Raw genomic sequence first — 25541 nt, 5'->3', positions numbered from 1 at the left:
TCACATCAGCTTTTCGCTGACTTACTTCCGGGGCTTGTGTTGCTGAAGCTTATTTGGTCTTGCGAGCCAGTGTCAAATCGGCCTCTTAGAGGCACTTTGTCTTTCGGCTTTTTTGTCAGGCCCGTTCCGGCTTGTTTTCCGGCCCGTGTCGCTCTGACTTGGAGAACATTACACGGGGCACTTTCGATCTCCAAATCGGGGGGTCACCTAAGCGCCCGCACCACCGTTGACCTGCGCGTTCGTCACGGTGAAGACCGGGTGGCGGTCGGCCTCCGCCTCGAACGCCGCAACGGGGTCGCCGACCTTCGCTTCGAAGAAGGGCCTGGTCACCGGCTCCTTCCGCACGTAAGCGGCCAGCACGGGCGCCGCGACGGCCGCGGAAACCTCGTTCAAAACGACTTGACGTGACCTACGTCCCCTTCGCAGGACCGCAGAACCAGCCGCCCGTGCGTTGTGCACCCAGTCGCGAACGCCGTACGGCGCTACGAGCCACTCTTGGCCGTCGTACTGCATCAGGCGAATGGGAATCGTCCGCTCCGCACCGCTACGCCGGCCACGGATGGTCAGCAGTACGTAGTAGGAGGGTGCGATGCCGAGAGAGACAGCGCGACTGATGACGACGTTGCCGACGCGGCGGACGAGGTGTTGGCGGTAGGTCTTGGCCACGAGGTCAATCATGTACCTCGTGACGTTCGACGTGGTGGTGATTGGCGGAGGTCCGGCAGGCCGTGCGCTCGCACGCGCATGTGCAGAGGAAGGACTCCACACGGCGATCGTCGACCGTCACCCGCACCGGCCCTGGACGGCGACGTACGGCGCGTGGGCCGACGAGCTCCCCGTAGACACCCCGGTCAAGTCCACAAGCACCACTGTCCGCGCCTACGCGCGCGAGGAGCACCTGATCCAACGCACCTACGTCGTGCTGGACAACGCCAGGCTCCACGAACTGCCGGACACAGTCCAAGTGCTCCAACGGCCAGAAGCAGCGCGCTACACGTTCAACGCCACAGGCGCGCGAAAGGGCCGCGCCGAACAAACGGCTGTGGGCACGGTCATCGAGTCGGACAGCACCGAGACCACGCTGATGGACTGGCGCGGCAACGGCGACACGTTCCTCTACACGGTCCCTCTGGGCGACAACCGGCTCCTCGTGGAAGAGACCTGTCTGGCGCGCCGGCCCGGCATGCCTCTCCAAGAGCTCCGCGACCGCCTGCACGCCCGCATCGCGCCAGGCCGTGAAGAGGAACGAGTGCGATTCCCCTTGGACGCACCGAGGGTGGCGGACAACGCGTTCGGCGCCGCGGCCGGCTTCATCCACCCTGCCACCGGCTACAGCGTCGCCACCTCACTGCGACTCGCGCCGCTGGTCGCCGCGGCGATCAAGGCGGACGAGGACCCCAAGCACGTCATCTGGCCGATGAAGGCACGCATCGTGCAGGCGATGCGCATGAGGGGCCTCGAAGCGCTTCTCCGCCTCGGCCCGGACGAGACGCTGGACTTCTTCGAGGTGTTCTTCCGGCTCGAGCCGGAGCATCAGCGTGCGTACCTGTCCGGCCGTGAGGACGTCAAAGGAACCGCAGCCGCCATGCTCGCGTTGTTCCGCATGGCTCCAAGCCATCTCAGGTGGAAACTCCCGCGCTGAACTCCCAGCGTGAACGCCATGTCACCGAACGCAGCCCCGGTGTGGCAAATCGTCGCCAAGCTCGTGAACAGCTGGTGAACCCGCTTGGTGCCGGTCGTTCGCACCGGCACGATCGGGGGCGTGCCCGCCTTGCTGGATGACGTCAGGTTCGCCTTCCAGCCGCTGTTCAACCTGAACACCGGGGGCGTCGTCGCGATCGAGGCTCTGGCCCGGCCGCACGACGGCAGCGTGCAGGATCTGCTCCAGGCCGCCTTCCGGGCGGGCCTGCTGGCGAACGCCGACGTCGGACTCGCCTGCCGCGCCATCCGGTCCGCGGCCGACTTCGACCTGATGCTGCCGTTGCACGTCAACCTGCTCGCGATCACGATCGCGGACAAGCCAGAGGTGATGAGCCCTCTCTACGGTGCGCTGCGGGACGCGGGCCGGTCGCCGGACAGCATCGTCATCGAGATCGGCGAACCGTACTCACGCGCCAATCGCGCGCGCCTCGCCCGTGGCATGCAAACGCTGCGGAACAACGGTTTCCGCATCGCGCTGGACTGCGTGGGCGAGGGTGACGTCCCGCTGGGCCTGCTGACGAGTGCCTCGCCGGACTACATCAAGCTCGACCGCGAGATCGTCCGCACGCTGCCCGGCGACGCCGCGCGGGGCGCGCTGGTGAAGTCGCTGGTGCACCTGGGCGAGTACACGGGCGGTCAGGTCGTGGCCGAGGGCGTGGAAACCGAGGCGGAGCTGACCTACCTGCGCAAGCTGGGGGTGGGGTACGCGCAGGGCAAGTTCCTCGCGCCCCCGCAACGGCGACCGGCGGTGAACGCCCGCATCGAGCCCGAGTCGGTCACGGAGACCGGCGAGATCCGGCGCAGCACCACGGGTCCCCGGATCACGGCGTTCCTGCACCCGGCGACGACGCTGCACGAGCACGCGACCAGTGAAGAGGTACGTGAGGTCCTGGCGTCTCAGCCGTCTGTCACGGGTGTCGTTCTGATCGACGACGAGGGTCGCCCCAAGTGGTCGGTGGACCGCAACCGGTTCCTGCTCGCCGTGACCGGTCCGTACGGCCACGCCCTGCACGCCAAGAGGGAGGCCGCACGGCTCGCGGACAAGCCGCACGTCATCGGAACCGAGTCGTCGGCACTCGACCTGTTGGACGTGGTGGCGGGTGCGAACCGTGAACGCACCAACGACGACCTCATCGTCGTGGATCACAACGAGCGGTGCATGGGCGTTGTGCGCGTGGCGGACGTTGTGCGCGGTGTCGCGGAGCTCAAGGTGGAGCAGGCCGCCGCGCTGAGCCCGTTGACGCGCCTTCCCGGCAGTGACGCGATCGCGAAGAACGTGGACGAGCGCATCGAGGCCGGCGAGATCTTCGCGATCTCCTGGCTGGACGTCGACAGCTTCAAGCTGGTCAACGACACGGTCGGGTTCGCGGCCGGGGACGACCTCATCCGCGAGATCGGGCACACCCTGGCGGACCTCGCGCACGCGTTCCCCGGCGTGCAGGTCGGGCACGTCGGCGGCGACGACTTCCTTCTGCTGGCCGGGCTCGACGAAACGGTGCCGCTGAGTGCTCGTTTGCTCGACAAGCAGTACACGGCAGAAGGACGACACGTCACCCTCTCTCTTGCGACCCTTATCTGTGCCCCAGGATCAGTGGGGTCGTATCGAGAGGTGTCGCGGTTGCTGGCACCGGTGAAGGAGCACGCGAAGTCGCTCGCGGGGTCCAGCTGGGTCATGGGCCGGCCGGGCACCGAACGACGTGACGTGCTGCGTGGTGTCGCGCAACGCGCGGTGAGTTAAGAAGTACAACCGAACGCCTCCTGTGCGGCGCGCTGATCACTCATAGCATCGATGTTGCTACTCAGCGCACTGGAGGTTCGGCGTGCACGTCGGCAGCAGAACTCAAGCGGTACCCGCGCAACGCACGAGCTCGGACGGCCTCCTCACCGTTGGTGTGGAAGAAGAATTCGTTCTCGTAGAAGCCTCCACCGGTCATTTGGCCAATCGTGCCAAGGAAGTGCTTGCCGGTGCCGACCGGTTCGACGTCGATCTGCAGCCGGAAATCGCGCAGTATCAGGTGGAATCGGCCAGCGGCATCTGCACGGACATGAGCGTCTTGCGCGACGAACTCGCGGTGGCACGCCGGGCGTTGATCGAACGGGCGGCGCACCACGACGCGAGGCTGGCCGCGACCGGAACGCCCGTGCTGGGCCTCACGATGCCGACGCCGCTGACGAACTCCCCGCGCTATCACCGGATGGCGCAGGAGATGGGTGCGCTCACCAACGACCTCGCGATCTGCGGCTGTCACGTGCACATCGGGCTGCCCGACGACGAGTCGAAGATCTTCGTGAGCAACCACCTGCGGCCGTGGCTGCCGACCATCCTCGCGCTGGGCGCGAACTCGCCGTACTGGCTCGACGGCGACACGGGGTACGCGAGCTGGCGGTACGTGGTCTGGAACCGTTGGCCCACTTCGGGTGCGCCGCCGCACTTCGGCTCCGCGGCCGAGTACTTCACGGCACGGGAGGAGATCGTCGCGAGCGGCGCGGCGATGGACGCCGGGATGCTCTACTGGGACATCCGGCTCTCCGCCCGTCACCCCACGCTCGAACTGCGGGTCTCCGACGTCGCGCCGACGGTCGAGGAGGCGGTGCTGATGGCCGCTCTGGTGCGCGGGATCGCCGCCACCGCACTGAGTTCCGGTGCGCCGCCCGTGACACCGCCGCCGCATCTGCTGAAGGTCGCGATGTGGCGTGCCGCGCGCGACGGCCTGGAGGGCTTCGGCATCGACCCGGTCACCGGCGCGCCCACGCCGGCGTCGTCGATCGTCGCGTCGCTGGTGCGGTGGATCCGGCCGGCGCTGGAGTTCGCCGGTGACTACGAGATGGTGACCACCGGGATCGACCGGTTGCTGCTCGACGGCACGGGCGCGGTGCGGCAGCGAAGGGCGTTCGCGCGCCGCGGCCGCCGGGACGACGTGGTGGGATTCCTGGTCGCGCAGACCGCACCGGTCTGACGTTCACTCGATTGGGTAAATCTCGGGTTCACTTGGGTCACCTCCAAGCCTCGAACCGGTAGTTAATCTCCGTGGCCACCCCCATCTGGGCGCCGGGAGTGAACGGCCCGGAGCGTCCCAACACCGCGCGGGTCAGGGACTACTGGCTCGGCGGCACCCGCAACACCGAGGCCGACCAGGAACTGGCGGCGCACCTCGTGTCCGCGGCACCGCACCTGCCCTACCTGTGCCGCACGCACCGCTCGTTCCTGGGCAGGGTCGTCAGGCGACTGACGGCGCTCGGCGTGCGGCAGTTCATCGACCTCGGCTCCGGCCTGCCCACGACGGGCAACGTGCACCTCGTCGCGCCCGACGCGCGCGTGGTGTACGTGGACATCGACCCGGCGGTGGCGGCCGAGGGCCGGGAGATCGTCGCGGACGAGCCTCACGTGTCGTACCTGTGCGCGGACCTGTGCGATCCGGAGAAGGTGCTGGAGTCGCAGGAGGTCCGTTCGACGCTGGACCTGTCGGAGCCGGTCGCGGTGCTGGTGCTGGACGTGCTGCACTTCGTGCCGGACGACGCCGAGCCGTACAAGGTGCTGGCCAAGTACCTGAACGCGCTGGCGCCCGGCAGCCACCTCGGGCTCTCGCACACGTGCCGCGATCCGTTCATGCTGGCCGCGGTGGGACTTTTCGGTGCCATGTACGGGGATCAGCCGTTGCCCACCTTCACGTTCCGGTACCCGGAGCAGGTCGTGCGGTTCTTCGACGGCATGGAGGTCCTGGCACCGGGCGTGGTGCCGATCCCGTTGTGGGAACCGGATCCCGGCGAGGTCCAGGACCGCAACCCGGAGAACTTCCACGGATCCGGTGGCCTCGCGCGCAAGCTCTAGGCGAGCAAAGGGATCGCGGCCAGCACGATCGTCGACGTGACGGCCATCGACATGCCGTAACGCAGCTGCTGACCCGCTGTCGGCAGGTCTCGCGCGAGCAGGAACGCCGAGCACGCGACGACGCCGATCGCCGCCCAGAACGGCCCGAACCGGAACCACAGCCCACCGCCGACCAGCAGCAACCCGCCCACGGTCAGCTGGGTGGTCGCGTTGACGGCGTGGCGAGTGCCGTACAGGACGGCCGGGGTGCGCGACCCGACACGGGCGTCGCCTGCGCGGTCGGGGACGGCCCACCACAGCGCCCGCCCCGTCGCCAGCGCCGCGACACCGGAGAACACGAGCCACACCGCCGGATCCGCCTCTCCCCCGGCCGCCGAATAGGCCGTGATGCTCGGCAGCAGCCCCGCGGCGATCGCGAGCACCACCGGACCGGAATATCCACGCCGCTTCAACCTGATCGGCTCGAGGTTGTACGCCAGGTACAGCACCAGGATCAGCCCGACGCCGGCCGCGACCTTCCACGAGACGGCGACCGCCAGCGCGAGCGCGAAGATCATCTCGAAGATCGCCAGCGCGAGCACCTTCCGCGCGCCGATCTCCTGCACCGCCTGGGCGAGATGGCGTTTGTCGGTGGTGTGGATGTCGTTGCGTACGTCGGCGTAGGCGTTGAGCGGGTTGCCGGAGACGATCGCGACGAAGTTGGCGAGCACCGCGATGACCACGGCGAGGTCGAATCTCGTCGCGTAGCAGGCACCCCAGGCGGCGGCGCACGCGTAGTGCGTGCCGAAGGGGTGTTCCAGGCGGTGGAGGTGGGTCAACGCCGGCAAGTGGCCACCATCGCGAGGTCCGGCGGCGGCGCCATCGCGGCGCCCCGCAGCTGGGGTGTGCTGGTCGGGGAACTGAGCTGGACGTCCCTGTGCGCCAGCAACGCCCGCACGATCAGGCGGATCTCCAGCAGCGCCAGGTCCTTGCCGGGGCAGTGCCGCACTCCCCCGCCGAACGGGAAGAACGCGCCGGGCGGCGGTGGCGTGCGAGCAGGGTCGAAGACGTGCGGGTTCTCGTACGTCGCGGCCCGGCGGTGCGCCAGGTAGATGCTCGGGGTGAGCACCATGCCCTCGTCGCTCATCCGGTTGCCGGCGAGCGCGGCGGGCGGGGACAGCCGCAGCGACTCCCTGATCGTGGCGTCGAGCAGGTCGTCGTCGAGTTCGCCGGCGTGACCCGGTGTCCGGCTGATCCAGTACAACGTCCAGGCGATGGCGCTCGCGGTGGTCTCGTGGCCCGCGAACAGGAGTGAGACGACCTGATCACGTAGGTCTTCGCGTGGCAGGAACGCGGCCAGCGCCGGAGGTTCGGCGGTTCGGGCGCGGTGCGACAGCATCGCGTCGAGGTGCGGGTCGGACCTCGTGGCGCCAGGGGTCAGGTAGCGGTGCGCGAGAGTGCGGGCGCGGCTGCCGAGGCGCCGGTCCAGCCAGCGGGTGAACGCGGTCAGCAGCTCGTCGTCGTCCACGCCGAAGACGACACGGCCCATGATCCTGAGGGTGAGTTTCCTGGTCCACGCGGAGACGCTGGTCGGGCCGCTCGGCAGTTCGGCGATCGAGCGGCCGGTCATCTCCTCGATCAGCTCCTGGTACCGGGCGCCGCGCAGCATCGGGGCGAGCGTGCGGCGGTACGCGGTGTGCTCGGCGCCGTCGAGCCACAGCACGGATCGGTTGCCCAGCAACGGACTCAGCGTGCGGCTCGGCGGGTGCCGCAACGCGCGGTCGTTGCGGAACAGCGCGGCCATGACGTCCGGGTGCCAGACGAGCCAGCGCCGGTCCCGGAGCCTGACCAGGCCGTCCTCGACGCTCTCCACCGAGTCGAGGAACGGGATCAGCCGCAGCGTGAACCTCAGCTCGGTCCGGTTCATCGACGCACCGCGCAGGCGAGGTGGAGTGCGGCCAGGCCTTCCGCCTGCACGATTCTCGTTGGGGTGTAAAGGTCTTTGTCGTGCCACAACGGCGGGTGCTCGCGGTCTCCCCACTCGTGCAGGAACTTCGCACCGCGGCTCACCGCTCCGGTGACGTCTCGCCGTGAGCACGACAGGATCCGGATGGCGTAGGCGGTCTCCTCGTAGGTGCCTTCCCAACGACCCCACGAACCGTCGTGGTGCTGGGTGCCGAGGACCCAGTCGACGGCCTTTTCGTTGCCTTGCAGGGCGTTCGTGACGCACGCGGTGGCGTAGTAGGGCGAGGCGTGCCACTTGTCGCGCCAGTTGCCCTCCGGTTCCTGCATGTCCCGCAACCACTCCTCCAGTTCCCGGTCGTGGCCGATCGCCTGGAGCGCGTGGGCGTTCGTGCTGGTCGACGGGGTGCGCTCGTCCGGGAAGCAGGCGAAGTGACGGGCTTCCCGGTAGTGGTCGAGGGTGTCCGCCGGACCGGGGCTGTCGCACAACGCGAGGGCGTGCAGTGCGGTGGCCGTGTCGTCGGCGTCGGCGGGAAGTCCCGGCCCGCCTGCCGCGCCCTGTGCGCCGAACGCCGCGTGGAGCCGCTCGACCATCGGATCGGGGACGTCCAGGCCCGCGGATTTGAGGGCGACGATGATCCACGAGCGTTCGAACAGCGGGACCGGAACTCCGGCGGGGACGGGACCTCCATGCCGTTCTTGGACGGCCTCCAAGTAGTCGAGGCCGTCTCCCGGCACCGGGCCCCGCAACTGGACCGCGGTCGCGGCCGGGCTGGCGGCGACGACGCCGTCGACCGCGACGACCTCGGGACGTGGGCCGAAGATCTCCAGCGTGTGCCAGAGCTTGTCCGGCAGCGGGCGGTTCCTGAGCGCGTGCAACGGGCGCGGGTCGAGCGGCGTGCGCAGGCCGAGCCGTTCGGCGAGCGCGGGGACGATGAGCTCGACGGCGACCGTGTCGGGCAGCTTCACCGGGCGGCTGAGCAGCTTGCGCAGCGCTTCGAGACCTCTGCGCGCCGCCGGGTGCTTCTGCAGCGCGTCGACCGCGCTCAGGGTCGGGACCAGCGCGTATTCGCCGGGACCGCCCCACGTGCCGTCGGCGTGCTGGGTGTCGAGGAGGTAGCGGATCCGGGCGTCGTGCCCCCGCAGCCACGGCGCGAGCGCGACGAGTCTGCCCGTCTCGTACACGGACGGTGAAAGGCCGCCCCAGGGATCGTCGGTCAGTCGCGCCAACAGCCTCATCGCGGCCCCCGGAGATAGCAACAGCGTCACTCTAGGAACACTCAGAGTAGCACTCTGGGCCGTTGGGCAGGCAAGGGTCTAGTCCGTTCAGCGGACTGATCTGCGGAGTGGTGCGGGTGAGCGGATGCTCGTGACACAAGGCCGGAAGGAGGAGGTTGTGACGACAGCGCGCGAGATCATGCACCCCGGAGTGCAGTGCGTGGACGAGGACGCGAACCTCGTCGAGGCCGCCCGCATGATGCGGGACCTCGACGTCGGATCCCTGCCCATCTGCGGCAAGGACGACCGGCTGCACGGGATCATCACCGACCGCGACATCGTGATCAGGGCCGTGGCCGGCGGCCTCGACCTGGCCGCGACGAAGGTCGGCGAGTTCGGGGGCCACGTCCACTGGGTCGACGCCTCGGACTCGGTGGCGCAGGTGCTGCGGACCATGGAGGACAACCAGATCCGGCGGGTGCCGGTGATCGACGAGCACCGGCTCGTCGGCATGGTGTCGGAGGCGGACCTCGCCCGGCACCTGCCCGAGCACGAGCTGGCGTTGTTCGTCGAACGGGTCTACGCCTAGGGGTGTGGCCTGCTCACGCCGTGCTCCAGGTAGCGGGTCTCGCCTGATTCCCTGGCTCGCAGCGCTTCGGAGACGCGGCGAGCGAGTCTCGGGATCAGGCGTCGGCCTGCCTCGTCCGGGGTCACGAACTCGTACTGCCCGAGCTCCTCCGCCTGGAGGCGGATGTGGTCGTCGGCGGTGAGCAGGCCGCCCTCGAACACGAACAGGACGCGGTCCTGGTCGCCCTGGGGTGCCCAGTCGACCACGAGAAGCCTGCCGGGTTCCCTGACCAGGCCCAGTTCTTCCGCTACCTCGCGGCGACAGGCCTCGCTCGGAGTCTCGCCGTGCTCGATCACCCCGCCAGGGATCTCCCAGTGCGGCTTGTAGGTCGGTTCGACGAGCAGAAGGCGACCGGCGTCGTCGAAGAAGAGAGCACCCGCCGCGGAGATCGCTCTGCTGCTGTGATCCACAGTTCCTTTGTACGGATCAGAACAGGGTCGCGGGCTCGACCGGTGCCGGCTCGGGCAGTGGATCGAGTCCGGGAACCAGCGCGCGCACGTCGTCGTGGAAGCGACGGGCCAGAGCGGGTGCGTCGTCGTTGTCGGGTGTGTGCACAAAAAACGTCGGCGAGAGGCCCTCGTGGAGCCAGTTCGCGACCACCTCGGCCCACGGCCGCCATCCCCGCACCGTCTCCTCGACGGAGTCCCGGCCCAGGTAGCGGACGACCGGCCGATCGGTCAGCGCACGCGTCCGCCGCGGCATCCTCGGCTTCTTGGCCCACGCCTCCACTTCGCCCTCGCTGGTCGGCGGACTCTGGAAGAGGACCTCGGTGTCGAACGTCATCCACTCGGCGTGCGCGTCGTCGAGCGTTCCTTCGAGCAGCGAGGCCGAACGAGCATCGGTGAAGAAATCGAGGTGACGCACCTCCACCGTGCGCCGGAGACCGGCGGGCAGCCTGCGCAGGAACCGGCCGAGAGCATCGACGTCGAGCGGGCCGAACGACGCGGGCAGCTGCGTCCACAGCACGGCTCGCTCGCCGAGGGGTTCGATCGCGTCCAGGAACGCCCGCATCTCCACCTCGACCCCGGCGAACCTGCGCTCGTGCGTGACGACCTTCGGCACCTTCACCACGAACCGGAAACCGGGATCGGTCTGCCGCGCCCACGTTTCCACCGTGGCCCTGGCAGGAGTCGCGTAGAAGGTGGTGTTGCCCTCGACCGCGTTGCACCAGCCCGCGTATGCCCGCAGACGCTCCTTGGGCGGCGCGGGCTGTGGCAGGAACCGTCCGGGCCACGCCTTGTGGTTCCACATCGCGCAGCCGACGTGAAGACGTGCCACTCCCACCCACTCCCCGTTGGTCGTGGGTTCAATTTACTTCACCGGTTCGTGCGTGATCTTGTGGTCGTCCGGCCAGGTTTCGAACCTGGGACCCTCTGCTTGTAAGGCAGATGCTCTCCCCCTGAGCTACCGGACGGTGGTCGTCCCGCCAGGATTTGAACCTGGGACCTACCGCGTATCAGACGGACGCTCTCACCGGGCTGAGCTACGGGACGCAAGTGGAAGACGAGGGTGTCGAACCCTCCAGGGCGATCTTGCAAGGATCACCTGCGCGCCGGCGCGTCCCCCGATTCAGTTGTGCAGTGCCGCGGGCAGGATTCGAACCTGCACTGGACGCGTTCTGAGCGCGTTGCCTCTTCCGTTGGGCTACCGGGGCGTGCGGATCCAGGGATTCGAACCCTGACTGTCATGGCCCTCAACCATGTGCCTCTACCAGTTGGGCTAGATCCACTTGAAGCGAGCGGTCGGAGGGCATCGAACCCTCTTCTTCGGTTTGGAAGACCGACGTGTCCGCCGAGTTCACCACGGCCGCATTGTTTTCGAGCAGCACCGATGGAAGGAGTCGAACCCTCGGGAAACGGGTTTGGAATCCGTTCCGCTTCCAAAGCTCATCGGCATTGGCGCAGGACAAAAAGAAAACCGCCCAGGGTTTCCCGTGGGCGGCTCCGAGGTCATGACCTGGGGATCAGGTCATGGCGTGGAGCCCCACGCCACCGCCAGCAGACCGCCGGCGATGAGGGCGAGAATTCGCCATCCCGCGAGCTGTGCGTTGGCAAGCATGTCTTCCTCCGGTTGATCTCCGTCGTTCGTGATGGGATCAAGCTATGCGAGCTTCGGACACGCTCGCAACGCATTTATTCATGCTTCTCGCGGTGTTCCAGATGGTGGATCTCTGTTTCGATGACGTTCATGTGGGGTACTGGGCCTGGATTCGGGGTGCGTCACCCGGACGTGGCGAGGTTGCTGGTCGTGCACACACCCGCCGCCACCGATGAGGTGTCCTGGCTGGGAGGCGCGATGCCGTTGCGAGTCAGCGCCCACGCCGGTCCGGCCGACCTGCCCGACGAGCTGGTCACCTCGGTCCGGTGCGTCGTGCGGGTCGGCGAGCTGGTCGTCCTCTGCGAGAACGTCGACGGCGCCCACGTCCTGGCCGGTGGCCGGCGGGAATGCGGTGAGACGCACGCGGACACCGCGAGACGCGAGGTGCACGAGGAGGCTGGATGGCTGCTCGACGGTGAAAGCCTTCGCCCGCTGGGATGGCTGCACTTCGAACACCTCGCCCCGAGGCGTCCTGACTACGACTACCCCTACCCGGACTTCCTCCAGGTCGTGTTCCAGGGCACCGCGACCGAACGCGCCGGTGGGTCCGACTGGACCGACACCGACGGGTACGAGCTGCGTTCCCGGCTCGTGAGCGTCGCCGAGGCACGCCGGACGTCCTTGAACGGCCCGCTGGCGACGACGTTCCTCGATCTGCTCTGAACGACGAACGGCGCGCACCCCGCAGGACGCGCGCCGTTCGAACGAACCGAGATCAGACGGTGTGGAGGAACCACCATTCGGGCGGTCCCTCCGCGTCATGATCAACGCATCAGAGGATGGTGGCCGTCGCGGCCTCGAGGCGGAGCGACTGGCCGGTGGTACCCGCCATCCTGTACTGGTCAGGACCGACGCAGCCCTCCTTCTGCCACCCGTAGTTCTGGCCGTGCGCGTTGTTGCAGCTCCACCGAGTGGTGTGGCGGAACCTGAACGCCTCCATCTGGCGGCTCTGTCCGGTCGTGCCGACCGCGAACTCCCGCCCGTCGTCCTCGCAGGGGAAGGCTCCCCACCCGATGTCCTTGCTGTGCGCCTGGGCACACGTCCTGCCGCCGGTGCTGTGAGCGATGATCAGGATGGCTTCGAGGCTCAGGGACTGGTTCTCGGTACCCGCGTAGGCCCAGTCCCCGTCGTTGCAGTCCCAGGCCGTCCAGCCGATGCCCTGCACGTGTCCGGAGAAGCAGAGGATCGGGCTGGCCGAGGCGCTGAAGACCGGGGCGGCGGGCCGGGCCCGCCACGCTTCGGCGCTGATTCCGGGAGGCGGCTTCTCGGTGTCCGCCTGGACGGGTGCGGCCACCATCCCGATGAACGCGAGAATGGTCGTCAAGCAGACGGCGACACGTCTGCCGAGAGTGGTCTTTACCTGCATGATGCGTCTGTCCCCCAGGTGTGGTGAAGGCCCAGGGGCACGCGAGAACGAGCCTCCCGAATCGAAGGCGTGAGCCGGAAGCCCCCAGGCCGACTGGCACCGTCCACCATCCCAGGCGTACCCAGGGCCGTCACTAGCGCTTCCGGACCAACCGCTTGCACACAAAGCAAACGGCGCGCACCCCGCGTGGGATGCGCGCCGTTCGAACGAGCCGAGATCAGACGGTGAAGCCCAGCGCGCGCAGCTGCTCGCGGCCGTCGTCGGTGATCTTCTCCGGGCCCCACGGCGGCATCCACACCCAGTTGATGCGGAAGTCCGCCACGAGGCCACCACTGCCGCCGCCGGTGAGGGCGGCGCGGGTCTGGTCCTCGATGACGTCGGTCAGCGGGCAGGCCGCCGACGTGAGCGTCATGTCGATCGTGGCGACGTTCTTCTCGTCGACGTGGATGTCGTAGACGAGGCCGAGGTCCACGACGTTGATGCCGAGTTCCGGGTCCACGACGTCGCGCATCGCCTCTTCGAGGTCGTCGAGCGCGGCGACATCAGCTTTGGGCTCGAAGACCGGCATGCCTTCGGCTCCCCGGACGACTTCTTCGGTGCTCATGCTGCTCCCTGGCTTCGTGCTACTGCGTCTTTGAAGGCCATCCAGCCCAGCAGCGCGCACTTCACGCGCGCCGGGTACTTCGAGACACCGGCGAAAGCGATGCCGTCTTCGAGGACGTCCTCGTCGGGCTCGATCTGGCCGCGGCTCTGCATCAGCTCGACGAACGCGTCCATCTTCTTGAACGCCTCACCCACGGGCTTACCCACGACGAGGTCCGTCAACACCGACGTCGAGGCCTGGCTGATCGAGCAGCCCTGGCCGTCGTAGGAGACGTCCTTGACCACGTCGTCGACGACGTGGACCCGGAGCGTCACCTCGTCGCCGCAGGTCGGGTTGACCTGGAACGACTCCGCGTCGAACGGGTCGCGCAGGCCACGGCCGTGCGGGTTCTTGTAGTGGTCCAGGATGATCTCCTGGTACATCTGCTGGAGCTGCATCAGGCCACCCCGAAGAACTTCTGCGCCTCGCGGACGCCGTCGACCAGTGCGTCGACCTCGTCCAGCGTGTTGTACAGGTAGAACGTCGCGCGCACCGACGACTGGGCGTTCAGGCAGCGGTGCAGCGGCCACGCGCAGTGGTGGCCCACGCGGACGGCGATGCCCAGGCTGTCGAGCACCTGGCCGGCGTCGTGCGGGTGGACGCCCTCGATCTCGAACGGCACGGCGCCGCCCCGGTCGACCGCGTCCTGCGGGCCGATCAGGCGGACACCCTTGATGCCCGAAAGACCTTCCAGCGCGGCAACGGTGAGCGCGTGCTCGTGAGCGTTGATCCGCTCCATGCCGACGACGCTCAGGTAGTCCACCGCGGCACCCAGGCCGACGGCCTGGGACGTCATCGGTGAACCGGCTTCGAAGCGCTGCGGCGGCGGTGCGAACGTCGAGCCCTCCATCTTGACGAGCTCGATCATCGAGCCGCCGGTGATGAAGGGAGGCAACGCTTCCAGCAGTTCGCGACGTCCGTAGAGGACACCGATGCCGGACGGGCCGAGCATCTTGTGACCGGAGAACGACGCGAAGTCGACGCCCAGCCCGCGGAAGTCGACCGGGCTGTGCGGAACGGACTGGCACGCGTCCAGCACGGTCAGCGCGCCGACCTTCCGCGCGGCCGCGACGAGCACCGAGACCGGGTTGATCACGCCGGTCACGTTCGACTGGTGCGTGAACGCCACGACCTTGGTGCGCGGCGTGATCACGCTGTCCACATCGGACAGGTCGAGACGACCGTCCTGGGTCAGCTTGAACCACTTCAGCGTCGCACCCGTGCGGGCAGCGAGCTGCTGCCACGGAACGAGGTTCGCGTGGTGCTCCATCTCGGTCACGACGATCTCGTCGCCGGGACCCACGACGAAGCGCGCGGCCTCGGGACCCGAGGTCGCGGCGTTGCCCATCGCGTACGCCACGAGGTTGAAGCCCTCGGTGGCGTTCTTGGTGAACACCAGCTCGTCGAACGAGGCGCCGACGAAGTCCGCGATGCGCTGACGCGCACCCTCGTACTCGTCGGTCGCTTCCTCGGCCAGTTGGTGAGCGCCCCTGTGCACAGCGGCGTTGTGCTGCTCCAGGAACGCGCGTTCCGCGTCCAGAACCTGCGTCGGGCGTTGCGAGGTGGCGCCGGAGTCCAGGTAGACCAGGCGCTTCCCGTCACGAACGGTGCGAGACAGGATCGGGAAGTCCGCCCTCAGGGCGGCTACGTCCAGTGGTACTGCGGTGGTGGTCACAGCGCCTCCTCTCAACACCTGCAACATCAGGAAAGGGCTGCGGCTTCCTTGGATCCGGTGTACTTCACGTAACCCTCGGCCTCGAGGACGTCGGCCAGCTCGCGGCCACCGGACTCGACGATGCGGCCGTTCGCGAAGACGTGCACGAAGTCCGGCTGGATGTACTTGAGGATCCGGGTGTAGTGCGTGATCAGCATGACGCCGACCTCACCGGAGGCCTTGTACCGGTTGACGCCCTCGGACACGACGCGCAGGGCGTCGACGTCGAGGCCGGAGTCGGTCTCGTCGAGGATCGCGATCTTCGGCTGGAGCAGGCCCAGCTGAAGGATCTCGTGGCGCTTCTTCTCACCGCCGGAGAAGCCCTCGTTCACCGAACGCTCGGCGAACGCCGGGTCGATGTCGAGGTCGGCCATCGCGCCCTTGACCTCCTTCACCCAGTGGCGGAGGTTCGGGGCCTCGCCGCGGACGGCGGTGGCGGCGGTGCGCAGGAAGTTCGACATCGAGACGCCGGGGACCTCGACCGGGTACTGCATGGCGAGGAAGAGGCCCGCGCGGGCGCGCTCGTCGACGGACATCTCGAGGACGTCCTCACCGTCGAGGGTGACGGTGCCCGAGGTGATCGTGTACTTCGGGTGCCCGGCGATCGCGTACGACAGCGTGGACTTGCCGGAGCCGTTGGGGCCCATGATGGCGTGCGTCTCGCCCGCCTTGATCGTCAGGTCGACGCCCTTGAGGATCTCCTTGGGAGCGTCCTCGCTGACGACCGAGACGTGCAGGTCCTTGATCTCAAGGGTGGCCATGACTTGCCGTTCTCCTGGTGGTGTAGCTAGAAGTCAGTCAGTTCGTGGTGACGGTGACATCGACGAAGACGTCGCCGTCACGGATGTCGACGGCGTAGACGTCGACCGGTTCGCTGGCGGGTGGCGAGGAGGGCTTGCCGGTCTCCAGGTCGAAGCACGACCCGTGCAACCAGCACTCGATCCCCTTGCGGGAGACCTCGCCCTCGCTCAGCGACACCGCGGCGTGCGAGCACAGATCCGCGAGTGCGTGCACCCGCTCGCCGTCGCGTACCAGCACGACATCGACGTCGTCGACGCTGGCGGCGAACGGCTTGCGGTTGTCCAGTTCGGACAGTGCACACACCTTGATCACGTGCCGACCGCCTCGAGCTCTGCCTCGATGGCGGCCTCGAGGCGCTCGCGCACCTCGGGGACGGCGATCTTCGCGATCAGCTCCTGGAAGAAGCCGCGCACGACGAGACGCCGCGCCTGGTCCTCCGGGATGCCGCGCGCCTGCAGGTAGAACAGCTGCTCGTCGTCGAACCGGCCGGTGGCGCTGGCGTGGCCCGCGCCCTCGATCTCGCCGGTCTCGATCTCCAGGTTCGGCACCGAGTCGGCACGCGCGCCGTCGGTCAGGATCAGGTTCCGGTTCAGCTCGAACGTCTCGGTGCCCTCGGCCGCCGCACGGATCAGCACGTCGCCGATCCACACGGTGTGCGCGCCGTCGCCCTGCAACGCGCCCTTGTAGACGACGTTGCTGCGGCACTTCGCCTGCGCGTGGTCGATGAACGGCCGGTGCTCCTGGTGCTGGCCCGCGTCCGCGAAGTACAGACCGAACAGCTCCGCGTCGCCACCGCGACCCGCGTACTGCACGACCGGCGTCACGCGCACGACGTCGCCGCCGAGCGTGACCACGGTGTGCTTGATGGTCGCGTCGCGACCGAGCTTCACGTGGTGCTGCGAGACGTGCACGGCGTCGTCGGCCCAGTCGTGGATGGTGATCACCGTGAGGTGAGCGCCGTCCGCGACGAGGAACTCGACGTTGTCCGCGTACGCGCCGGAACCGCGGAAGTCCAGGATCACGGTGCCTTCGGCGAACTGCGACGCCTTGACCTGGATGTGGCCGTAGGCGACGGCGCCGACGCCCGCGCCGGTCACCGTGACGGTGGTCGGCTCGGACTTCACGTCACCGGGCAGCGTCACGATCGTGGCGTTCTCGAACGACGAGTACGCCTGCGCCGCGACGCGGTCACCGGGAGTGCCGGCGGTGCCGAGCCGCGAGTCGTCACGACCCACGGTCTCGACGGTGACACCTTCGGCGGCGTTCACCTCGACGGCAGCGGAACCCGTTGCCGCAGCGCCGGAGTGCAGACCGGCAAGACGCTTGAGAGGCGTGAATCGCCAGATCTCCTCACGGCCGCCCGGGACCTCGAACGCATCGACGTCGTAAGACGTGAAGTGCGCTGCGCGCGAGGCGACCGGAACGACAGCTCCGTGGGAGTGAGGTTTCGTAGACAGGGCGGCCATGTCAGCCGACGGCCCCTTCCATCTGCAGTTCGATCAGGCGGTTCAGCTCGAGGGCGTACTCCATGGGGAGCTCGCGCGCGATGGGCTCGACGAACCCGCGCACGATCATCGCCATGGCCTCGTCCTCGTTCAGGCCGCGCGACATCAGGTAGAACAGCTGGTCCTCGGAGACCTTCGAGACCGTGGCCTCGTGACCCATCTGCACGTCGTCCTCGCGGACGTCGACGTACGGGTAGGTGTCCGAGCGGCTGATGGTGTCGACCAGCAGCGCGTCGCACTTCACCGTGGACTTCGAGTGGTGCGCCCGCTTGTTGACCTGGACCAGGCCGCGGTACGACGTGCGGCCACCGCCCCGCGCCACCGACTTCGAGATGATCGTCGAAGAGGTGTGCGGTGCCATGTGGACCATCTTGGCGCCGGCGTCCTGGTGCTGGCCCTCGCCCGCGAACGCGATCGAGAGGACCTCGCCCTTGGCGTGCTCGCCCATCAGCCAGACGGCCGGGTACTTCATGGTCACCTTGGAGCCGATGTTGCCGTCGACCCACTCCATGGTCGCGCCCTCTTCGGCCTTGGCGCGCTTGGTGACCAGGTTGTAGACGTTGTTCGACCAGTTCTGGATCGTCGTGTAGCGGCAGCGGCCGCCCTTCTTCACGATGATCTCGACCACGGCCGAGTGCAGCGAGTCCGAGGAGTAGATCGGCGCGGTGCAACCCTCGACGTAGTGCACGTACGCACCCTCGTCGACGATGATCAGCGTGCGCTCGAACTGACCCATGTTCTCGGTGTTGATCCGGAAGTAGGCCTGCAGCGGAATGTCCACGTGCACGCCCTTCGGCACGTAGATGAACGAGCCGCCGGACCACGTCGCGGCGTTGAGCGCCGAGAACTTGTTGTCACCCGCGGGGATGACGGAGCCGAAGTACTCCTTGAAGAGCTCCGGCTGCTCCTTCAGAGCGGTGTCGGTGTCCAGGAAGAGGACGCCCTGCTGCTCCAGGTCCTCGCGGATCTGGTGGTAGACGACCTCGGACTCGTACTGGGCGGCGACACCGGCGACGAGGCGCTGCTTCTCGGCCTCCGGGATGCCCAGGCGGTCGTAGGTGTTCTTGATGTCCTCGGGCAGGTCCTCCCACGAGGTGGCCTGCTTCTCGGTCGAACGCACGAAGTACTTGATCGAGTCGAAGTCGATCCCAGAGAGGTCAGCGCCCCAGCTCGGCATCGGCTTGAGGTCGAAGAGCTTCAGCGCCTTCAACCGGTACTCGAGCATCCACTCGGGCTCGCTCTTCTTCGCCGAGATGTCGCGGACGACATCCTCGCTGAGGCCTCGGCGTGCGCTCGCGCCGGCAGTGTCCGAGTCGGCCCAGCCGAACTCGTAGTTGCCGAGAGACGCAATCGTCTCTTCCTGCGTGAGCGGAGACTGCACCGTGGTGGGCGTGCGCTGCTCGGCAGCGGCAGTCATGCGGGCTCCCCTCCATCATCTGGGATCCGTGGAACGTTCGGGATGTGCGTCGTGCACACGGCGTGGCCGCGGGCGATCGTCGCGAGGCGCTGCACGTGGGTACCGAGGAGGTTCGCGAACGTCTCCGTCTCGGTCTCGCACAGCTGGGGGAACTCGGCGGCAACGTGGGCGACCGGGCAGTGGTGCTGGCACAACTGCTCGCCCGTACCCACATTTCGCGCCGCCGCAGCGTAACCCTCCCTGGTCAACGCGGTCGCAAGGGCCTTGGCCCGTTCGGCGGGCGTGGCCTGGGCCACGATCGTCGAGCGGTGACCGTCCACGAGTGCGTCGACACGACTTTGCGCAAAGGCGCGCACTGCCTCTTCCCCACCCGTCTGGGCGAGGAACCTGAGGGCGGCGACCGCGAGGTCGTCGTAGGCGTGGCCGAACCGGGCGCGTCCGGCGTCTGTCAGCAGGAAGAACTTCGCGGGACGGCCACGGCCACGTTGGGTCTGCCGCGGTGCGTCCCTGGTCGTCGCCTCGCCGTCCACCAGCATTGCGTCGATGTGACGACGCACGGCCGTGGGACTGATGCCCAGCTCCTCGGCGATACCCGCCGCGGTGACCGGGCCCTGCTCCAGGAGGAGCCTGGCGACAGCACGCCGAGTCTTGCCGTCGTGCTGCGGCACGGCGTCAAGGTGGGTCTCGGCGTTTTTCACAACACCAGTGTTGCGTATTTAGCCGGAGGTCGCAAAGATCGCGGTCACAGGGTGACCTGACTCACGGCTGAACGTGGCTCGATACCCTCCTGACATGTCCACGAACGGCGGAGCTGTAACTCCGGAGAGCGACCTCTTGAACGGTCGGGAGCGTCGCCAGCTGGACATCGTCCGTCGCTGGGGCACCATCGGCGCGTTGCTGCTGACCGTCGGATCCCTGGGTGGCGGGGCCGCACCGATCTACTCGCCGCTCTACGGCGTGCCCGTTCTCGGGCTCTTCTCGAGGATGCCCAGTGTCGCGATGGGGGTCGTCTGGACCGGCATCTTCATGATCGTGTCGGCCTGGCTCGCGCTGGGCCGGTTCGTGAAGCCCGGCCGGCCGCGGCTGATCTCGCGCGGTCAGATGGACCGCACGCTGCTGATGTGGACCGTTCCGCTGGTCTTCTGCGTGCCGATGTTCTCCCGCGACGTGTACTCGTACCTGGCGCAGAGCGAGATCGCGGCGCGCGGGCTCGACCCGTACGAGCTGGGACCGGCCAACGCGCTGGGCGTCGACCACGTGCTGACGCGCGGTGTGCCGAACATCTGGCGGGAGACGCCGGCGCCGTACGGGCCGCTGTTCCTGGCGTTCGGCCGGTTGACCGCGATGCTGACCGGCGACCACGTGGTCTCCGGGGTGTTCGTGCACCGGCTGCTGGTGCTGGTCGGCCTGGGGATGATCGTGTGGGCGCTGCCCCGGCTCGCGGCCCGGTTCGGGGTGCCGCCGGTCGGCGCGCTGTGGCTGGGCGCGCTGAACCCGCTCGTGCTGTTCCACATCGTCATCGGAGTGCACAACGACGGCCTGGCGCTCGGCCTGATGCTGGTCGGCCTGGAGCTCGCGATGCGCGGGCTGGAACCGTTGAAGTGGTCGTGGATCGCGCTGGGCGCCGGGGTCATCGTGTGCGGCGCGATGGTGAAGATCCCCGCGATGGCCGCTCTGGGCTTCCTCGGCGTGATGGTGGCGCGCAAGCTCGGCGGGCAGCTCAAGCACCTGGCGCTGGTGGCCGGGATCATGGCCGTCATAGCCGGGGTCGGGGTGGTGGTGATCTGCCTCGGCACCGGGTTCGGGTTCGGCTGGGTCGAGACGCTGAACGTCGCGTCGACCGTCAAGTCGTGGATGTCGCCGCCCACCGCGCTGGGCTTCCTGGGCGCCGGCACGGGGATCATGCTCGGCCTCGGCAACCACACCGAGGCGATGATCTCGCTGACCAGGATGCTCGGGCAGGGCGTGTCCGTGGTGATCACGGTCGTGCTGCTGTGGCGCAGCTTCAAGGGGCGGATCAAGGCGATGAACGGCCTGGGCGCGGCTCTCGGCGCGATCCTGGTGCTCGGGCCGGTGCTGCAGCCCTGGTACGTGCTGTGGGCGGCGATCCCGCTGGCCACCGCCGTGGTCGGGCCGAAGTTCCGGATGTTCGCCATGGTGACCTCGGCGATCATCGCGATCATCCTGCCGCCGACCGGGTCCGCGTTCGACGGGCGCGCGTACACCGTGCCGCAGGCGATCGCGGGCGCGGTGATCACGTTCGCGATCTGCGTGCTGATCGCGCGCAAGCGGGTCGGGCCGTTCCTGAAGGCGGACCCGGCCGGTGGCGGGCACGTCTGACCGGTAACCCCGAACTCCCGGCGGACGAGTGACCAGCAGAGGAAGATCGTCGCCGGAGGGGGTGGCGTGTCATGTCAGAACAACCCATGTCGCGCGAAGAGGTCCGGTTCGCTGTCGTGCTCAACGGGGGCGTGAGCCTCGCCGTCTGGATGGGCGGCGTCGTGCTGGAGCTCGATCGTCTGACCAGGCCCGGATCGGTCTACCAGCCGTTGCTCGACCTGGTCGGCTGCGCGGCCAGAGCGGACGTCATCGCGGGCACGTCAGCGGGCGGCATCAACGGGGCCGCGCTGGCGTTGTCGCAGGTCAACAAGCAGGCCGACCTGACGAGGCTCCGCGATCTCTGGGCGGAGCAGGGCCGGATGGAACAGCTGCTGCGCACGCCGTTCCGCGGCCAGCCGGCGTCGTTGCTCAAGGGCGACGAGTTCTTCCTCCCCCGGCTGCAGGAGGCGCTGGCGCGGCTCACCGCGGACTTCGAGCCGACCGAGCCGGACGAGCGCCCGATCGACCTGCGGATCACCACCACGCTGCTGGGCGGCGTTCCGGCGATCACCTACGACGACCTGGGCCAGCCGCTGACCCAGTCGGTGCACCAGGGCTCGTTCTCGTTCCGCCGCGACCCGTACGCCTGGGTCTCCGAGGACACCCGCGACGACTTCACGCCCGCCACGCTGAACGACCGCGTGCTGCAGCTCGCGCTGGCGGCCCGCAGCAGTGCCAGCTTCCCGTTCGCCTTCGAGCCGAGCTTCATCCCCGTCGGCGGCCAGGCGACGCCGGACCGCCCGGACATGGCGGACGTCGCCAGCTGGGCCAACGGCGGTGACCGCAGCCGGTTCGCGGTCGACGGCGGTGTTCTCGTGAACACGCCGACCAAGGAGGCCCTCGAAGCCATCGACCGGATGCCGGCGGACGGTCCGGTGCGCCGCGTGATGCTGCTGGTCTTCCCGCACGCCGAGCCGCTGGGCTCCGAGCCGGTGGCCGACATGATCGACAAGAGCATGACGACGGTCGGGTCCGGCGGGAAGCTGCTGGGCGCGATGTCCAGCCAGGCCAACAGGACCTACGTCGAGAAGATCGAGGAGCACAACCGTCGCGCCGCGAGCAGCAGGGGCGGCCGGATGTCGTTGCTGGAACGCCTGCACGCGGGCGGCGACGACGTGGTCGGCGAGGTGTACTCGCTCGCGGACAAGCTCTTCGGCCACTACGAGGACATCGAGATCCGGCTGGCCGCCCGCCAGGTGACGGCGCAGCAGTTCGCGCTGCCCAAGGGCAATCCGGCGAACTGGTCGTTCGAACGGGCGCGCCGGGCCGCGGAGACCGCGCAGCGCAAGTGGAAGAAGCTGCACGGCGTGCTGCCGTACGTGCCCGGCGTGAAGCTGCCGGGCGTCGTGTGCCGCGAGGACGTGGGCTGGGAGTGGGGCATCACGATGGCCGAACGCCTGGGGGCGTCGGCACTCGACCTGCTCAAGCGGCTCGTGTGGGTGGTGGACGAGAGCCAGGCCGAGGAGATCACCAAGGTCCGCCGCGAACTCCACCAGGTCCGCGCGGAGCTGCGCCGGCTGCGCACCGAGCTGTTCGACTGGAAGCCGTCCGACTCGCTCGGCGAGACCTACTGGACCGGCAGGCTCGCGAGCTACCACGAGCACCTGATCGACGGGCATCTCGGCCTGGAGGTCAAGGCTCAGGTCGCCGAGATCGGCCGGATCGTGGGCGCCGCGCGGAAGGTGCTCGGGGAGCTCGACGAGCGCCGGCTGAAGCTCGGCGGCCTGGTCTGCTGGCACGCCCTGCTCGACCCCGCGGCCACCCCGGCGGAGGCCGGGCTCGACGACGGCGAACGGTGGCTCAGTCGCCTGCTCGCACTGGAGATCGCCGGCACGTGCCTGTCCGACGACAGCTCGACCGGGCTGGACACCGCGGTCGAGCTGGTGCAGGTGTCGCTGCAGACGCGCAACGCGTTCGCGCGGCAGTCGATCACGGCCGACGACAAGGCCGGTGGGGCGTCGCTGTCGCGGTTCTCCGGGTTCCTCAAGCGGTCGTGGCGGGTCAACGACTGGATCTGGGGACGTCTCGACGGCGCCACGATGCTGTGCCGCGTGCTGTTCGACCCGCGCCGGTTGCGGCGGATGGACCTCCTCGGACGGCCTGAAGGCGACCAGCGCACCTCGGAGGAACGAGCGGGGGCCGTGGTCGACCAGGTCGTCACGGCGATGTTCGGCCTGGAAATGCCTGTGCAGGTCGCCGTGTGCGCGGAGGAAGCGAAGAAGGAACTCTGCGGCATCTACGAGACCGACAACGAGCTGTCGCCGTCGTCGATGAAGCTCGCCGAGCTGGCCGCGTGGGGCCTGCACTGGCGGATCATCTGCGAGGAGCTCCCCCGGCTGCGGGCCGCGATCATCGCCGACCGCGGCGACGGCGCGGACCGGCGTTCGCGTGGCGAGCTGTTCCTCGAAGAGCACGCGGACCTGTTGCGGCGCCTGGAATACCCGCAGGAGCACACGGTCACGCTCGGCATGTCGGCGCTCAACGCCTTCGACCGCGCGGGCATCGGCCGTGAACCCCTCACCCAGGAAGCGGCGTCGGACCAGATGATCCGCACGGCCGCGAACGCCGCGGCCGTCGCTGTCACGGTCGCCGACTCCGAACGGTCCGGGCTCGCCGCGGTCCGCCCCGTGACGCGCGTGGTCCGCGGGGCCGCGTTGCTCCCCTACTGGACGATCACCGGCCTGACCCGCGGCGGCAACCTGGCGCAGTTCCTGGGCCTGCTCGGGCTCGCGGTCGGCGGCGCGCTGGTCGTGATGGCGTTGTTCGGCATGCTGCCCGCGTGGGCGGCGGGTCCGGGCGCGGCCATCGGCGCGGCCAGCCTCCTCGCCGCCTTCGGTTACGCGGCCCTGCGCAGCGGCACGATGCTGCACGGGCTGGTGTTGCTCTCGCCCGTGATCCCGTTGGTGGCCATAGCCGTCGAACGGATGCCCGAGGACGGCACGGAGATCACCACCGGCACGATCACGGTGGCCGGTGTCGCGGCCGTCGTCGTGGCCCTGCTGGTGCTCGGTTCGCTGCCCGCGCCGATCCGCACGCCGCTGGCCGTGCTGGCCGACTTCCGGCCGTGGCAGATCATCAAGCGCCGCTGGAAGCAGGCGGCGGTCGTGCTGGTGGTCGCGGGCATGGTCTGGTCGGTGTGGCGGTTCGAGCTGCACACCAAGCCGTGGCTGGTGATCCCTGCAACGGTCCTCTGTGGAGCGTTCGGGATCTACATGGCGTTGTCCAGCGGCAAGTCGCTGCAGCGCTGGCGCCGGGTCGAGGGCGTGTGGGGCACGGAACGCGCGGAGCCTCCCGCCGCGGCGACCGCGGGCTGGGCCGTGGTCTACGGCGTGGTCTACCTGGCGATCGCCGACGTGCTGCTGGTCATCGGGCCGCGCGGGTGGGGCTGGCAGGCGGTGATCGGCACCGCGCTGGCGTTCGGCCTGACGCTGCTGCTGATCACGTCCTGGTACGTGCCGCGGATCGAGCGCCGCCGGATCCGCGAGCAGCTGGTGGCCGAGGCTATTCCGGCGATCTACCCGGACGGCTGCGACGTCGCGGCGACGTTGCGCGAACGGCTGGAGGGGCATGCCTCGCTGTACCGGTTCCTGGTGAAGGGCGAGGGCGAGCACCCCGCCGAGCTCACCCTCTCCCAGGCCGGTCTGCTCGTCGCGCAACGGATCGGGGAGAAGCTCAGGGCGCGCGGATGAGGGCCGACGCGACACGCAACGCCGAAGCGGTGCTGCGGGCGGCCGCGAGGGTGTTCTCGGCGGATCCCCTCGCGCGGATCAGCGACGTCGCCGCCGCGGCCGGTGTGGACAAGCGGACCGTCTACCGGCGCTTCGACTCCCGCGAGGAGCTGCTGCTGGCGGTCTACCGCGCGCGGCTGGATCGACTGGAAGCGTTGATCGACGAGTCCTTCTCCGGCGAACGCCCGGTGCGCGACGCGCTGCTGGCGTTCGCCGAGGGCGGCATCCGGCTCAGCCGCGACTGGCCCGTCGACATCCGCGCGGTGACCGATCCGGCGATCCAGCGGCGCCGCGAGGAACTGGACGAGCGGATGGACGGCTTCCTGCGCCGCGCCGAGGAGGCGGGCGTGATCGCGTCCGGCCTGCCCGCCGGCTGGACGTTGCGGATGCTGCAGACCCAGCTGCACACGGTCGCGCAGGAGATGCCCGCGCTCCAGCCCGGTCCGGCCGCCGCACTCGTGATCGAGACGTTCCTGCACGGTGTGGGCGCCTGACCTGTGACCGAGGCCATGCCCGCGCCGGGCATTTTCGGGCTGCCTTCCGCGTCGTAAGTGTCATAGAGAGTGACACTTAC

24 protein-coding genes and 5 tRNA genes are annotated in these 25541 nt (G+C 68.7%); 9 read left to right on the top strand and 20 right to left on the bottom strand.

Features of this window, described 5'->3' with window-relative positions; translation table 11 throughout:
- Positions 1 to 207 precede the first annotated feature (207 nt).
- Entirely contained in the window at positions 208 to 666 is a 459-nt protein-coding gene (locus SK854_RS34235; protein ID WP_319979250.1) for a nitroreductase/quinone reductase family protein, read from the bottom strand.
- Positions 667 to 685: 19 nt separating this feature from the next.
- Between SK854_RS34235 and SK854_RS34230 the strand changes: the two genes are divergently transcribed.
- The 4 genes from SK854_RS34230 (at position 686) to SK854_RS34215 (ending at position 5530) form a co-directional block, all read left to right on the top strand.
- Positions 686 to 1642 carry a lycopene cyclase family protein gene (locus SK854_RS34230; protein WP_319979249.1) on the top strand — a complete coding sequence of 319 codons (957 nt, stop codon included), beginning with the start codon at positions 686 to 688 and terminating at the stop codon, positions 1640 to 1642.
- Between the two features lie 120 nt (positions 1643 to 1762).
- Positions 1763 to 3439 carry a GGDEF domain-containing protein gene (locus SK854_RS34225; protein WP_319979248.1) on the top strand — a complete coding sequence of 559 codons (1677 nt, stop codon included), beginning with the start codon at positions 1763 to 1765 and terminating at the stop codon, positions 3437 to 3439.
- A gap of 82 nt (positions 3440 to 3521) precedes the next feature.
- Positions 3522 to 4658 (top strand): carboxylate-amine ligase, encoded by a 1137-nt coding sequence (locus SK854_RS34220; protein ID WP_319979247.1) that lies wholly within the window; start codon positions 3522 to 3524, stop codon positions 4656 to 4658.
- Positions 4659 to 4729: 71 nt separating this feature from the next.
- Entirely contained in the window at positions 4730 to 5530 is an 801-nt protein-coding gene (locus SK854_RS34215) for an SAM-dependent methyltransferase (protein ID WP_319979246.1), read from the top strand.
- On the opposite strand, the gene SK854_RS34210 is transcribed toward SK854_RS34215, so the two are convergent.
- Genes SK854_RS34210 through SK854_RS34200 form a run of 3 tightly spaced genes read right to left on the bottom strand, consistent with a single transcriptional unit; the run spans position 5527 to position 8731 of the window.
- On the bottom strand, positions 5527 to 6357 hold the full coding sequence (locus SK854_RS34210) for a UbiA prenyltransferase family protein (RefSeq protein ID WP_319979245.1): 831 nt from the start codon (positions 6355 to 6357) through the stop codon (positions 5527 to 5529). The two genes, SK854_RS34215 and SK854_RS34210, sit on opposite strands and share 4 nt — an antisense overlap.
- Positions 6345 to 7436 carry a cytochrome P450 gene (locus tag SK854_RS34205; RefSeq protein WP_319979244.1) on the bottom strand — a complete coding sequence of 364 codons (1092 nt, stop codon included), beginning with the start codon at positions 7434 to 7436 and terminating at the stop codon, positions 6345 to 6347. Before SK854_RS34205 ends, SK854_RS34210 begins: the two co-directional genes overlap by 13 nt.
- The gene (locus SK854_RS34200) at positions 7433 to 8731 is read right to left on the bottom strand and encodes a prenyltransferase/squalene oxidase repeat-containing protein (RefSeq protein WP_319979243.1); all 1299 of its coding nucleotides are present in this window, start codon (positions 8729 to 8731) and stop codon (positions 7433 to 7435) included. Before SK854_RS34200 ends, SK854_RS34205 begins: the two co-directional genes overlap by 4 nt.
- Before the next feature lie 136 nt (positions 8732 to 8867).
- Between SK854_RS34200 and SK854_RS34195 the strand changes: the two genes are divergently transcribed.
- A complete protein-coding gene (locus tag SK854_RS34195) occupies positions 8868 to 9278 on the top strand; it encodes a CBS domain-containing protein (RefSeq protein WP_319979242.1) in 411 nt (136 codons plus the stop codon).
- Here the strand turns inward: SK854_RS34195 and SK854_RS34190 are convergent.
- From SK854_RS34190 to SK854_RS34160, 7 genes are all read right to left on the bottom strand, one after another.
- Positions 9275 to 9727 (bottom strand): NUDIX hydrolase, encoded by a 453-nt coding sequence (locus SK854_RS34190; RefSeq protein ID WP_319979241.1) that lies wholly within the window; start codon positions 9725 to 9727, stop codon positions 9275 to 9277. The genes SK854_RS34195 and SK854_RS34190 overlap by 4 nt on opposite strands.
- A 16-nt stretch (positions 9728 to 9743) precedes the next feature.
- Positions 9744 to 10568 carry a DUF72 domain-containing protein gene (locus SK854_RS34185; protein WP_319979269.1) on the bottom strand — a complete coding sequence of 275 codons (825 nt, stop codon included), beginning with the start codon at positions 10566 to 10568 and terminating at the stop codon, positions 9744 to 9746.
- 88 nt (positions 10569 to 10656) lie between these two features.
- A tRNA-Val gene (locus SK854_RS34180) sits at positions 10657 to 10731 on the bottom strand.
- 1 nt (position 10732) lies between these two features.
- Positions 10733 to 10810: transfer RNA gene (locus SK854_RS34175), tRNA-Ile, on the bottom strand.
- Positions 10811 to 10898: 88 nt separating this feature from the next.
- A tRNA-Leu gene (locus SK854_RS34170) sits at positions 10899 to 10971 on the bottom strand.
- A gap of 1 nt (position 10972) precedes the next feature.
- Positions 10973 to 11046 (bottom strand) — tRNA-Leu (locus SK854_RS34165).
- A gap of 8 nt (positions 11047 to 11054) precedes the next feature.
- Positions 11055 to 11127: transfer RNA gene (locus SK854_RS34160), tRNA-Gly, on the bottom strand.
- A 419-nt stretch (positions 11128 to 11546) separates the two neighbouring features.
- On the opposite strand from SK854_RS34160, the gene SK854_RS34155 reads away from it, so the two are divergent.
- Positions 11547 to 12077, top strand: a complete 531-nt coding sequence (locus SK854_RS34155; RefSeq protein ID WP_319979240.1) for an NUDIX hydrolase — start codon at positions 11547 to 11549, stop codon at positions 12075 to 12077.
- A gap of 109 nt (positions 12078 to 12186) precedes the next feature.
- Here SK854_RS34155 and SK854_RS34150 read toward each other — a convergent pair whose 3' ends face one another.
- The 9 genes from SK854_RS34150 to SK854_RS34110 form a co-directional block, all read right to left on the bottom strand.
- Complete coding sequence (locus SK854_RS34150; protein WP_319979239.1) at positions 12187 to 12738, bottom strand: hypothetical protein; 552 nt, start codon at positions 12736 to 12738, stop codon at positions 12187 to 12189.
- Positions 12739 to 12997: 259 nt separating this feature from the next.
- Positions 12998 to 13384: a metal-sulfur cluster assembly factor gene (locus tag SK854_RS34145; protein ID WP_093601376.1), complete on the bottom strand. Its 387-nt coding sequence runs from the start codon at positions 13382 to 13384 to the stop codon at positions 12998 to 13000.
- Entirely contained in the window at positions 13381 to 13821 is a 441-nt protein-coding gene (gene sufU / locus SK854_RS34140; RefSeq protein WP_266041286.1) for a Fe-S cluster assembly sulfur transfer protein SufU, read from the bottom strand. Before sufU ends, SK854_RS34145 begins: the two co-directional genes overlap by 4 nt.
- Positions 13821 to 15098 (bottom strand): cysteine desulfurase, encoded by a 1278-nt coding sequence (locus SK854_RS34135; protein WP_319979238.1) that lies wholly within the window; start codon positions 15096 to 15098, stop codon positions 13821 to 13823. Before SK854_RS34135 ends, sufU begins: the two co-directional genes overlap by 1 nt.
- Positions 15099 to 15124: 26 nt before the next feature.
- Complete coding sequence (gene sufC, locus SK854_RS34130) at positions 15125 to 15898, bottom strand: Fe-S cluster assembly ATPase SufC (RefSeq protein ID WP_319979237.1); 774 nt, start codon at positions 15896 to 15898, stop codon at positions 15125 to 15127.
- 37 nt (positions 15899 to 15935) lie between these two features.
- The gene (locus SK854_RS34125; RefSeq protein ID WP_319979236.1) at positions 15936 to 16250 is read right to left on the bottom strand and encodes a non-heme iron oxygenase ferredoxin subunit; all 315 of its coding nucleotides are present in this window, start codon (positions 16248 to 16250) and stop codon (positions 15936 to 15938) included.
- Positions 16247 to 17404, bottom strand: a complete 1158-nt coding sequence (gene sufD, locus SK854_RS34120; RefSeq protein WP_319979235.1) for a Fe-S cluster assembly protein SufD — start codon at positions 17402 to 17404, stop codon at positions 16247 to 16249. The genes SK854_RS34125 and sufD overlap by 4 nt, the downstream gene beginning before the upstream one ends.
- A gap of 1 nt (position 17405) precedes the next feature.
- On the bottom strand, positions 17406 to 18860 hold the full coding sequence (gene sufB, locus SK854_RS34115) for a Fe-S cluster assembly protein SufB (protein ID WP_319979234.1): 1455 nt from the start codon (positions 18858 to 18860) through the stop codon (positions 17406 to 17408).
- On the bottom strand, positions 18857 to 19558 hold the full coding sequence (locus SK854_RS34110; RefSeq protein ID WP_319979233.1) for a helix-turn-helix transcriptional regulator: 702 nt from the start codon (positions 19556 to 19558) through the stop codon (positions 18857 to 18859). The genes sufB and SK854_RS34110 overlap by 4 nt, the downstream gene beginning before the upstream one ends.
- A 94-nt stretch (positions 19559 to 19652) precedes the next feature.
- Between SK854_RS34110 and mptB the strand changes: the two genes are divergently transcribed.
- The 3 genes from mptB to SK854_RS34095 all read left to right on the top strand — a co-directional run bounded on the left by mptB (position 19653) and on the right by SK854_RS34095 (position 25461).
- Positions 19653 to 21200, top strand: coding sequence for a polyprenol phosphomannose-dependent alpha 1,6 mannosyltransferase MptB (gene mptB, locus SK854_RS34105; protein WP_319979232.1), 1548 nt, complete (start codon positions 19653 to 19655; stop codon positions 21198 to 21200).
- 71 nt (positions 21201 to 21271) lie between these two features.
- Positions 21272 to 24928, top strand: coding sequence for a patatin-like protein (locus SK854_RS34100; protein WP_319979231.1), 3657 nt, complete (start codon positions 21272 to 21274; stop codon positions 24926 to 24928).
- Entirely contained in the window at positions 24925 to 25461 is a 537-nt protein-coding gene (locus SK854_RS34095; protein WP_319979230.1) for a TetR/AcrR family transcriptional regulator, read from the top strand. Before SK854_RS34100 ends, SK854_RS34095 begins: the two co-directional genes overlap by 4 nt.
- The last annotated feature ends 80 nt before the right edge of the window (positions 25462 to 25541 follow it).

Origin of the sequence: Lentzea sokolovensis (genome assembly GCF_033949975.1) — a bacterium.
Lineage (GTDB): Bacteria > Actinomycetota > Actinomycetes > Mycobacteriales > Pseudonocardiaceae > Lentzea > Lentzea sokolovensis.
Note: the sequence above shows the minus strand (reverse complement) of the source record. Positions and strands in the feature narration are given on the sequence as shown.

What these genes read in the sequence shown, in the direction of transcription:
- SK854_RS34205 (WP_319979244.1), bottom strand. Translation starts at nt 7,436, where the DNA reads ATGAACCGGACCGAGCTGAGGTTCACGCTGCGGCTGATCCCGTTCCTC.
- SK854_RS34185 (WP_319979269.1), bottom strand. Translation starts at nt 10,568, where the DNA reads ATGTGGAACCACAAGGCGTGGCCCGGACGGTTCCTGCCACAGCCCGCG.
- SK854_RS34145 (WP_093601376.1), bottom strand. Translation starts at nt 13,384, where the DNA reads ATGAGCACCGAAGAAGTCGTCCGGGGAGCCGAAGGCATGCCGGTCTTC.
- sufU (WP_266041286.1), bottom strand. Translation starts at nt 13,821, where the DNA reads ATGCAGCTCCAGCAGATGTACCAGGAGATCATCCTGGACCACTACAAG.
- sufC (WP_319979237.1), bottom strand. Translation starts at nt 15,898, where the DNA reads ATGGCCACCCTTGAGATCAAGGACCTGCACGTCTCGGTCGTCAGCGAG.
- sufD (WP_319979235.1), bottom strand. Translation starts at nt 17,404, where the DNA reads ATGGCCGCCCTGTCTACGAAACCTCACTCCCACGGAGCTGTCGTTCCG.
- sufB (WP_319979234.1), bottom strand. Translation starts at nt 18,860, where the DNA reads ATGACTGCCGCTGCCGAGCAGCGCACGCCCACCACGGTGCAGTCTCCG.
- mptB (WP_319979232.1), top strand. Translation starts at nt 19,653, where the DNA reads ATGTCCACGAACGGCGGAGCTGTAACTCCGGAGAGCGACCTCTTGAAC.
- SK854_RS34100 (WP_319979231.1), top strand. Translation starts at nt 21,272, where the DNA reads ATGTCAGAACAACCCATGTCGCGCGAAGAGGTCCGGTTCGCTGTCGTG.
- SK854_RS34095 (WP_319979230.1), top strand. Translation starts at nt 24,925, where the DNA reads ATGAGGGCCGACGCGACACGCAACGCCGAAGCGGTGCTGCGGGCGGCC.